The sequence below is a fragment of the Actinacidiphila oryziradicis genome (assembly GCF_005047355.1).
GTDB classification, from domain to species: Bacteria; Actinomycetota; Actinomycetes; order Streptomycetales; family Streptomycetaceae; genus Actinacidiphila; species Actinacidiphila oryziradicis.
The window spans coordinates 1-9,371 of sequence record NZ_SUMC01000179.1 but is presented as its reverse complement, the minus strand read 5'-3'; the positions used below and the strand labels follow the sequence as shown (position 1 = coordinate 9,371).

Here is a 9,371-nt window from a genome sequence, read left to right as displayed (position 1 = left end):
ATTGGTGCCCTGATTCTTGCAGCGGATACGACGTAGACACTCGCATCCTCGCAGGTCAGCGGCACCATTCTGCTATCGGGGCGTCAGATCACCCAATTCCGCTGAATATCCAGGGCTAAGCCTGCCCCCACCTTGTCTCCGGGGTTGGGCTCTAGCTGAAGAGGTAAGAACCTTCTGGACTTCTCGACGGAGTCGATCACGGGCGAGGCGGCCCTCGGCTCGGGGGGCATTCGGCGTGCCCCGCAGCTCCGCGACAACCTCACCGACACGAACTGCGCGCAAGGAACTCGCACCGGTACGGGCCCGCACCCTCTCGGCTGCTTCCCGGACTTCACTTCGAGAAAAACCGAGCAGCTTTTCCCCCGTGGAGACGGTCTCCGCGCGTGGCCTGCGATTGGGACTCATCTCTGGGCCCCGTATCTCTAGACATTGGGGTTCACCTCCAGCATCGGCCGAAGGGCTCGCCACTGCAACTGATCTCCGCTCCAGCGCGGCACCTCTAGTCGGGGAGCACTGAGAGACGGGTCGCCCCTCCGGCACGATCTGTTCCGGATCACGCACACAGTGTCCCGACCGTGCGCTATTCGGTGGCCTTGCATGCTGCGAGGTAGTCGGCCCAGCTGTCTTGGCGACCACGGACAGCCCCTCTGGGTAGAGGATCACCGCGTCAGGCGGAGAAGGTGCGGGTGCGGTGTCGGGCTGTTCCCCCGGATGTCGGCGAGGAGGTAGATGGCTCCGTCGCGGTCCCGGGCGACGGCGGTGAGGTCGTAGGTGCCGTGCAGGCGCGCCAGTTGGCTGTAGGAGCGGGTGCGGGTGTCGGCGGCGTACACGGCGGTCTCGATGCCGTTGCCCACACGGCCGGCCAGCAGCACGGTGTGGTCGTCGAGGACGAGCGAGGTGGTCGGCGTGACGACGGGGACGGAGGCGAACCATCCGGTGTTGCCGTCCATGCTCGGCGCGAGGTCCGCCGTCACGCTGTCCCCGCCGCCGGACAGGTAGACCGTTCCGGCGGGCGTGATGGCTGCCTGGTGGACCCCACCGGAGAATTCGATGGAGTGCGGAGCGCTGTCGGCCAGGGTGTCCCCTAGGCGGGTAAGGGTGTGGGATCCCTTGTACACCTCGCCGGTGGGACCGGTGCTGGAGAACACCCAGGCGTCGTCCCCGGTCCCGGGCAGGGCGTAGCTGAAGGTGTTGAAGCCGCCGCCGAGGGCGGTGATTCCGGTGGGGCCGGTGCGCAGTGCTGCCCCTGCGCGTACGGCGATCAGGGTGTCGTCGCTGCGCGGGATGACCGGCCCGTAGCAGAGCTGGAGGGTGTCGTGCCAGGACGTGGTGCCGGTGACCGGGGCGACGCGCAGGATGCCGCTGTCGAGCGTCCAAAGCAGGTCGCCGTTCTTGGTGACCGCCATCCCGGACGCGGTGTCGGTCCATGGGCCGTGGGCGGTGAGCAGTGGTGTCACGGTGACGCCCGGGCCGGCTTGGACGGTCACCGGGTCGTCCGATCCCGCGAGGGTCGGGCGCAGTCGGGGGAGGTCGGGGGTCATGGCGGGGCGGAGCAGGTCGGCGAGGGGGACGTAGGAGCCGCCGCGGCGGGTGGTGACGGACAGGATCTGATGAAGGAGTTGCTGGGGCGGCAGCAGGCCGCAGACCATGGCTTCGACGTGGGAGCCGTCCAGCAGGATGACGTCGGCAAAGTTCTCCTCCGTGTTCAGGGCGTCGCGGGTGTAGCGGGACATGGAGACCATCACGCCGCGGACACCGGTTTGACGGGTCCGCAGGCGGCGGTGGAGCTTTCCGATCGGATCGTCGCTGACCCGCTTCTTCGTCCATTTGGCTTCGAGGATGTAGTGCGTGCCGTCGAAGTAGAAGACGACGTCGGTCTCGTCACGGCCGTGCAGCCCCCGCTGATCGCTGACAGCGTCCAGCCCGTCGTGCCGCAGGACCTGAGCGAGGAACCCGTTGAAGCAGACGCCCCGCGCCTTCGCACGCGCCGCTGGTTCCCGGCGCATCCGCTGGTACTCCGCGATCAGCCGCAGCTGGGTCTCATCCACCGTCATGTGTCCTTCTTCGGTGCCGTGTGCGGGGCAGTTGAGCGTCGTACTGATTCGCCGAGCATACGAGCGCCTGGCCACGGCGACCGCCAGGCCCGAGCCGAGCTGCTGGCGCGGCACGTGTTCAAGGCCGGGAGACTTACAGCCTGGCCAGCGGGTTCGTGAACTCGTCACCGCCGGAGGATCATTGCCTTCGCCAGCGGCAAGGGTGCCGCTCGGGGAATGGGGGAGCATGTCATGGGGCTGGACTGGAGCCGCATCGGTACGGGAGACCAGGAACCCCTGCTGCACCCGAGGGAGATTTTCGCGGCGCTGACCAATCGGCCCTGGCCCTATCTGCGCCAGGAGCAGGGCGAAGTGCTGGAGGGATGGTTCCAGCGCAGGAACGACCGCGATGTGGTGATCAAGCAGAACACCGGCGGCGGGAAAACCGCCGCAGGCCTACTGATCGCGCAGAGCACCCTCAACGAGGGCATCGGAAAGGCCGTCTACCTCGCGCCGGACACCTATCTGGCCTCGCAGGTCCGCGCGGAGGCGCGCAAGCTGACGCTGGCGACCTGCGACGACCCGAACGATATGGCGTTCCGCTCCCAGCAGGCCATCTTGGTCACGACCTTCCAGAAGCTCATCAACGGCATGTCGGTGTTCGGCGTCGTCGGCGACGGCCGGGAGAGGATCGACCTCGGCCTGGTCGTCGTCGACGACGCGCACGCGGCGCTGGCGACCACCGAGGGCCAGTTCCGGCTTACCATCCCGGCCCTGCACCCCGCGTACGAGGCGCTGCTGGCGATGTTCTCCGCAGACCTGCAACACCAGTCGGCCAAGGGCTGGCAGGACATCCAGGCCGGCGACTACTCCGCGGCCGTGCGGATCCCGTTCTGGTCCTGGGCCAACCGGCAGAGAGAGGTCATGGCCCTGCTCCACCCCTATCGGCAGGACTACGGTTTCAAGTTCGAGTGGCCGCTGATCGCGGAGGACCTGAAACTGTGCGCGGCCACGGTGACCAGCCGCGGCGTGGAGATCCGGCCGCCGTGCCCGCCGATCCGCATGATCCCGGCCTTCGCCCGGGCAGCCCGCCGGGTGTACCTGACCGCCACGCTCTCCGACGACAGCGTCCTGGTGACCGACCTGGACGCCGATCCCAAGCTGGTCGCCCGGCCGGTCACGCCCGGCCGGGCCTCCGACCTCGGCGACCGCATGATCCTGGCACCGATCGCGCTCAATCCGTCCCTCGATGACGAGGCCGTACGCGTCATGGCCGGTCAGTTCGCTCTCGGCGACCGCGACGGCGACGGCGTGGAGGACTCCCCGCGGATCAACGTCGTTGTCCTCGTGCCCAGCGACAAGGCAGCTGAGGCATGGAAGCCCTACGCCGCCCGGATCCACCATGTGGGCCAGCTGGCGGCGGGCGTCGCCGAGTTGAAGGCCGGGCACGTCGGCCTGGTGGTGCTGGTCAACAAGTACGACGGCATCGACCTCCCCCGCGACGCCTGCCGGCTGCTGATCCTGGACGGCATCCCCCGCCCGATGGACGCCGTCGAGCGCCGTGAGGCCGTCGCCCTGGCCAACAGCCCAGCCCGGCTCGCCCGCGAGGTCCAGCGCATCGAGCAGGGCATGGGACGTGGCGTACGCGACAGCGACGACCACTGCGCGGTTCTCCTGCTCGGCGCCAACCTCGGAGTGGCCACCAGCGACCGGCTCCACCTGAGCTTGTTCTCCCCCGCCACCCGAGCCCAGCTGGGCCTGAGCCGGGATATCGCCGACCAGATCAAGGGCGAGGGGCTGGACGGCATCCGCGCTGCCCTGGGCGCCTGCCTCGGCCGCGATCCCCAGTGGCTGGAGCGCAGCCGCCGGGTGCTCGCGGAGGTCCGCTATGCCGAGACCAGCATCGTGCGGCCCGAAGCCGTGGCCGCCCGTGAGGCCTTCGATCTCGCCTCCGCCGGACAGAGCGGCGCCGCCGCCGAGCGGTTGCAGCGGACCATGAACGGGCTGGACGACGATGACGCTCTGCGCGGCTGGATGATGGAGCAGAAGGCGGCCTACATCCACCTGACCGACGCCGGGGCTGCGCAGCGTGCTCTGGCCGGCGCGGTGCAGGACAACGGTTTCGTGCTGAAGGCCGCTGCCGGCACCCCGCCCGAGAAGATCCGGGCCGCCGCCGTGCAAGCCCGGGCCGCCGCACAGTTTCTGGGCGAGACGTACGAGGACGGCAGGCTGCTGGTGCTGGGCGTGCGTGCGCTGCTGGAAGAGATCGTGTGGGACGAGGAGCGCACCAATGACGCCGAAGCCGCCTGGCAGGGGCTCGGTGAGCACCTGGGTTTCACCAGTACCCGCCCTGAGAAGCTGTACGGCACCGGCCCCGACAACCTGTGGGCGCTGACCGCCGACCGGCACGCTGTGACCGAGCTGAAGACCGGCTGCACCACCGACACCATCGTGAAGAAGGACCTCGACCAGCTCGGCGGCAGCGTCCGCTGGGACCAGGAGCAGCACCCGGGCGTGGACGCGTTGGCGGTCATGGTCCATCCCAGCCGTGTCCTCGACCCGAAAGCGATCGCCGTCCCGGGGATGCGCGTGATCACCGGGCAGAAGCTGGAGGATCTCAAGACGGCCGTGGTGGCGTACGCGGTCGCGCTCGGCGACGGACCGGGCCGCTGGAAGGATGAGCAGGCCGTCGCGGCTCAGCTCACCCACCACAGGCTCACGGCGGGAGTCCTATTCCAGACGTACGCCGAGACTCCCCGTGCGGCAGCGGGAGCGTGACACCGTGAAACGTGGCGACAGCGACTACGAGGCGGCTCTGGAAGCCGTGGTGGAGATCCTGAAGGACCGGGCACGCAGCGGCTGCCGGCCGTTGACCTACGGCGACCTGAGCGCGCTGCTCATCGCCGACCATCACGCGGTTCCCGCCTACCAGGGCCCGCTGCCGTTCCTGCTGGAGGACGCCTCCGTCCAGGAGAGCCCCGACGGCCGCAAGCCGCTGATCTCAGCCCTGGTGGTCCTCCAGGACGAACTGCGTCCCTCGGCCGGGTTCTACAAGCTCGCCAGACGGCCGCCGTACGGCGCCACCCGCAAGGGCGACAACGAGGCGATCTGGCTCAAGGAACTGGAAGCGCTCCGGCGGGATTACACCACGAGCTGACCCCGTCGAAGGGGGCCGTGCAGCGGGCATCCGGTGCAGTGGGAGCGGACACCGGATCCCGCCCGGCATCATGGGCGGCATGACCGCGAGCACGGCGCAGGCCTTCCCCGGGCGGAGGGGCGGCTCGATCAGGGAGGACCCGCACGGCAGCGTGCAGGGCCTCCCTGACCGAATACGGAGCTGCTAAGCGTCGCGATGGCTGGAAGCCGGCGGTGCAAGGAGGTCGGCGAGCTCGTTGATCCGCTTCTGGGCGGCGACGATACTGGCGCGCAGACCGTCGTCCGCAACGGCGAGCAGGTCGTCCGGGTCGATGGACTCAATGCTCCTCACGGTGCTCGTGAGCGTCTTGGTGAAGCGGGTCCGTTGCTCGCGGATCGTGATCTCCGGATCGGAGGCAACCGTCTCGACGATGAGGGCCTGGACTGCCTCGTACGCTTCGGCGACCGCTTCCGGGGTGGCCTTCTCGTCCTCGACGACTGCCACGTAGGCGGCGGCCTTCGCCTTGGCCTGGGCGGGCAGCTCGATGGGGAGGCCGGCCGGTGTCTTCGCCTTGCCGTCTCCGGCAACCTGCCGGACGTACTGCGCACGCTCGACCTTGCGTGCTTCGGCGGCTCGGACGTCAAGCGCCTCCTTGGCCGCCTCGGCAGTCCGCTGGTCGGCGATGATCGCTACCTTGAGGGCAGTGGGATTCTCCTTCACCTCCAGCGCTTTGGTGGGCCGGATGCCGGCTACCTCTGCCGCCGCAGCGATCAGGGCGCCGCGCTCCGAGGCGGCTCCATTGCGCGGACCGTAGAACCGTCCCCACACCTCGTCGCTGGGGAGTTCCATCGGGTCGTTGCCAGGTCGCAGGTCAGCAGCTCCAAGCTGCACCACCCCGGCCTCCTTCGCCGCCTCCCAGGCGCGCAGGTAGCGCAGTACTCTCTCAGCCGACGTGCGTGACCTCCGCGCGAACTCGGCAGCTGAGATCTTGGGAAGGCCGTCGGCCTTGCCGTTGCCAGCGGAGTTTCGGTTGCCGTCCGCGCCCTTCGAGACCTGGCAGGCCACGAAGAACGCCAGCCACCAGCCGCCCGAGCGGTCGAGGGCCGCCCACGCCGTGATGTCCCGGTCGCGTTGCTCCTCGCTATACCCAGTGATGCCCTCTTGCGCGAGCATCTTTTGGACTTCGGCCCGCATCGCGTTCATCCGTTTCCGGATCTCGGGAACGCCTTCGTGTGGGTGAGGCACCTGAAGCACCTTCAGCACGTACTCAGGTTTGTGCCCAAGCCCGAAGGGCGGCTTGGCCTCGATGAAGTCGCTGAACGACGTGAACGGCGCGTCGGCGTTGACGCCAGCGGGGACCTGGCGCCATGTACCGTCCGAGACGACCGCGGCCAACAGATCCAGAAACCCGCCCGGTGTGCCCCCGTTGCGTTCGAGGCTGCTGCGAAGCTGGTAGACCCTCTGTTGCTCCTCCGTTAGGTAGCTGTTCGACTCGACGCGCACGGTCATGTGTATCTCCTAAGCCAGGTACTGGCTGATGTTCAGGGCGGCGCGCAGTCGCTTGTCCGCTTTCTGCAGCGTATTGGCCTCGTCCGCGCTGAAGCCGCACGCTTGCTTCAGCGCGTACTGCGCCTTGGTCACCGCTTCCTGGTAGCCAGGCTTGTCCGGTGTGACACCGCGCCGGGCGAGTTCCTTGCGGACGGCGTCACTCGCCTTGGACTTGAGTTCTTCGATCTGGGCACGATCGGTCTTCGGGGCCTGCGCCACGGGTGCCGCGGACGGTTCCTCCCGGGGGCTGGGAACAGGCTTTTGCACCTCCATGCCGGCGAACTCAAGGATCTTCTTCAGCTTGGTCGCGTCCTCGCCCGAGTCCGCCATGACCTTGTAGCCCTCGATCAGGAGGAACTCGTCCGCCTCGACGTCGACCTCGTTGCTGGCTGCTCGGGTGGTGGTCGCCACCGACGATTCGACGTACGAGAAAGTCTCCTGAACCGGCTCTCCGGGTTCTTTTGGCTCCTCCTCCTCGCCGCGTTCCTCGATGATCCGCAGTCCCTGCAGCGCCTCGTCCCGCATCAGATCGAGGAAGCGCTGCATCTTGGGGTCGTCGGGGGCGACGATGATGCACGACTGCTGGCGCGCTGGCGGCCCCCCCTTCCAAACCCGCAGACCACGCCCGATGAGCTGCATCAGGTGCCCGCCGTCGCGGTAGTGGGTCAGAACCCCGACGACGGCGATCTGCGGGCAGTCGTAGCCGATGAACGCCATCCGGACGGTCACCAGGAGATCCATCGGCTGGACCTTGAAGTCCGCGAGGGCCTGGCCGGCAGCGCCGGAGTCGGCGGACACCGCCAGTCCCACCCGCAGATCCGGGTGACTCTCCCGCAGGTACTTGACGACCTTCTTTGCCTCGGCCTGCTGCATGCAGGAGATGAGCCCGCGGTATGCGGCGTTGAACTTCTGTTTGTCTCGCACCGACCTCACCACGAGGTCGACCAAGGGCTTCCAGGTCTTCTCGTCCCTCAGCGCCGGCATCAGCTCGCTGCCGTCGTCAGAGAGGTTGAACTCCAGAAGGCTGTCGCCGCGGCCGCTTTCGGGGGCGGCCATAGTGCGCTTCGAGATGCGGGCGTCGGTGAGCTTCATCTCGAACGTCCGCAGGTAACCCTCCGCGATGCCGTCTGCGTAGGTGGCTTCCGCGTGGCGCACCAGCTGCTGCTTCTTGGGATCCGTCTCATGAGTTTCGTAGTCGGCGAGGATCAGCTTCTGGTTGTCGGCGCGGTAGGGCGTGCCTGTCAGCAGCAGCGTGTGCAGTGCGAACTCGTGCATCTTCTTGATCAGATCGCCGGCGCGCGTGCCGCCGCCCTCGGCGTCGTCACCGCAGAACTGGCCTTCGTCGGCGATCAAAAGGAACCGCCCCTGGTGGCGGCCAGCCCACTTAGTGAACGTTTCCTCGTTGGTGACCAGCGCGCTGTAGGTCGCGACGAAACCGCTGTTCCGCTCGTTGGGGGGGACCAGCGGCACCTCGTTGACGCGGTGACGGATCTTCCCGAGCCGCCTGGTGGCGTCGAACAGCTCACATAGGCCGCCCAGGACGTTTCCGTCCTTGTCCGTCACCATCCACTCGGTCTCGCATTGCTCTGCCAATGCCGTACGGGGGGCGAAGACCGCCACGTAGTCGATCATCCCCTCCCGGATCAGCCGTGTGGCCAGTGACTGGTACGCCAGTGTCTTGCCGGATCCGGGCGAGGCGAGCACCACCGTGCGGTCCTCACCGGCAGAAATTCGCTCAAGCACGCGGTCGATGACGCTCGCCTGGAACGGACGGGGAACGAAGGTGTCGCGGTAGTTCATGTCACGTCCTTTGAGGATGTTGCAGGCACTGCACAGTGCCTGCCCGTTCTCGACCTCGGTCGGGCCTCCGTCAGCCCAGGAGACGCGATGGTCCGCGTGCCAGCCCTGCCCCAACAGCTCGAAGCAACGCTGACAGCGCCCTTCGGCAAGCTCGTAGAGTTCCTGTCGCTGTGACGAGCTGAACAATCGGCGTGGATCAAGATCGACCATAGTCCCCCCTGGACACTGAATCTGACGGTGCGAAGGTACAAGCTCGCACTGACAACGGACCCCTACTTGCGCATATGAGCGTAAAAACGGGACGGACCGATGGCCGCCGACTCGGTCCTTTCTCGGTACGTACACGGCGGTGGGGCATCGCCACACCCTGAATTCGCCCCGATCTCAAAGCTTGAGATTTAAGCTCGCCAAGATCGTTTCTCGTCGGGGTTCCCCATTCCCCTGACAGCAAGCGCGGCCGTCCGTGATCCTTCGGGTGTCGAGCTCGAAGGTGTCACAAGAACGGCCGCTGCAATGAGTGTTGTTGATGACGCCACCCGCGTCGAGTCCTTGTCCGTGTTGTCACGATTCCGTGCCGACTTCTACGACTGCCTGCCGGCCCGGGCCGACACATTGTTCGATCTGACTGACGCGGTGCTGTGCGCTGAGGGTCCGGTAACCTCGCTCGTCGAACTGTCACTGCAGTCGAACTTCCGACGCGGGCACGGTGCTCTGTATGACGCTCTGGCTCGCGGAGCGGTCGACGAAGAGCGGCTGCGATCCCTGCTGGTGAGCCAGCTCCCGGACGAGCCTTTGATGTTCGGCGTGGATGCCTCGACGTATCCCCGGCCGAGCGCGGAGTGCTCGCCGGGCCG

Annotated in this window: 6 protein-coding genes; 3 read left to right on the top strand and 3 right to left on the bottom strand. The window is 67.4% G+C overall.

What is annotated here, in order from left to right; all coding sequences use genetic code 11:
• Positions 1-659 precede the first annotated feature (659 nt).
• Positions 660-2,054: a restriction endonuclease gene (locus FCI23_RS52025; RefSeq protein WP_169317417.1), complete on the bottom strand. Its 1,395-nt coding sequence runs from the start codon at positions 2,052-2,054 to the stop codon at positions 660-662.
• A gap of 216 nt (positions 2,055-2,270) precedes the next feature.
• Here FCI23_RS52025 and FCI23_RS52020 point away from each other — a divergent pair, with 216 nt between their 5' ends.
• Both FCI23_RS52020 and FCI23_RS52015 read left to right on the top strand, forming a co-directional pair.
• Entirely contained in the window at positions 2,271-4,811 is a 2,541-nt protein-coding gene (locus FCI23_RS52020) for a DEAD/DEAH box helicase (RefSeq protein ID WP_246144872.1), read from the top strand.
• A gap of 4 nt (positions 4,812-4,815) precedes the next feature.
• Positions 4,816-5,190: a hypothetical protein gene (locus tag FCI23_RS52015; RefSeq protein WP_136730933.1), complete on the top strand. Its 375-nt coding sequence runs from the start codon at positions 4,816-4,818 to the stop codon at positions 5,188-5,190.
• A gap of 183 nt (positions 5,191-5,373) precedes the next feature.
• Here the strand turns inward: FCI23_RS52015 and FCI23_RS52010 are convergent, their stop codons facing one another.
• Entirely contained in the window at positions 5,374-6,678 is a 1,305-nt protein-coding gene (locus tag FCI23_RS52010; RefSeq protein WP_136730932.1) for a hypothetical protein, read from the bottom strand.
• Between the two features lie 9 nt (positions 6,679-6,687).
• Positions 6,688-8,727, bottom strand: a complete 2,040-nt coding sequence (locus tag FCI23_RS52005) for a DEAD/DEAH box helicase family protein (RefSeq protein WP_136730931.1) — start codon at positions 8,725-8,727, stop codon at positions 6,688-6,690.
• Positions 8,728-9,030: 303 nt separating this feature from the next.
• Here FCI23_RS52005 and FCI23_RS52000 point away from each other — a divergent pair.
• A partial coding sequence (locus tag FCI23_RS52000; protein ID WP_136730930.1) for a transposase occupies positions 9,031-9,371 on the top strand: 341 nt, incomplete at its 3' end.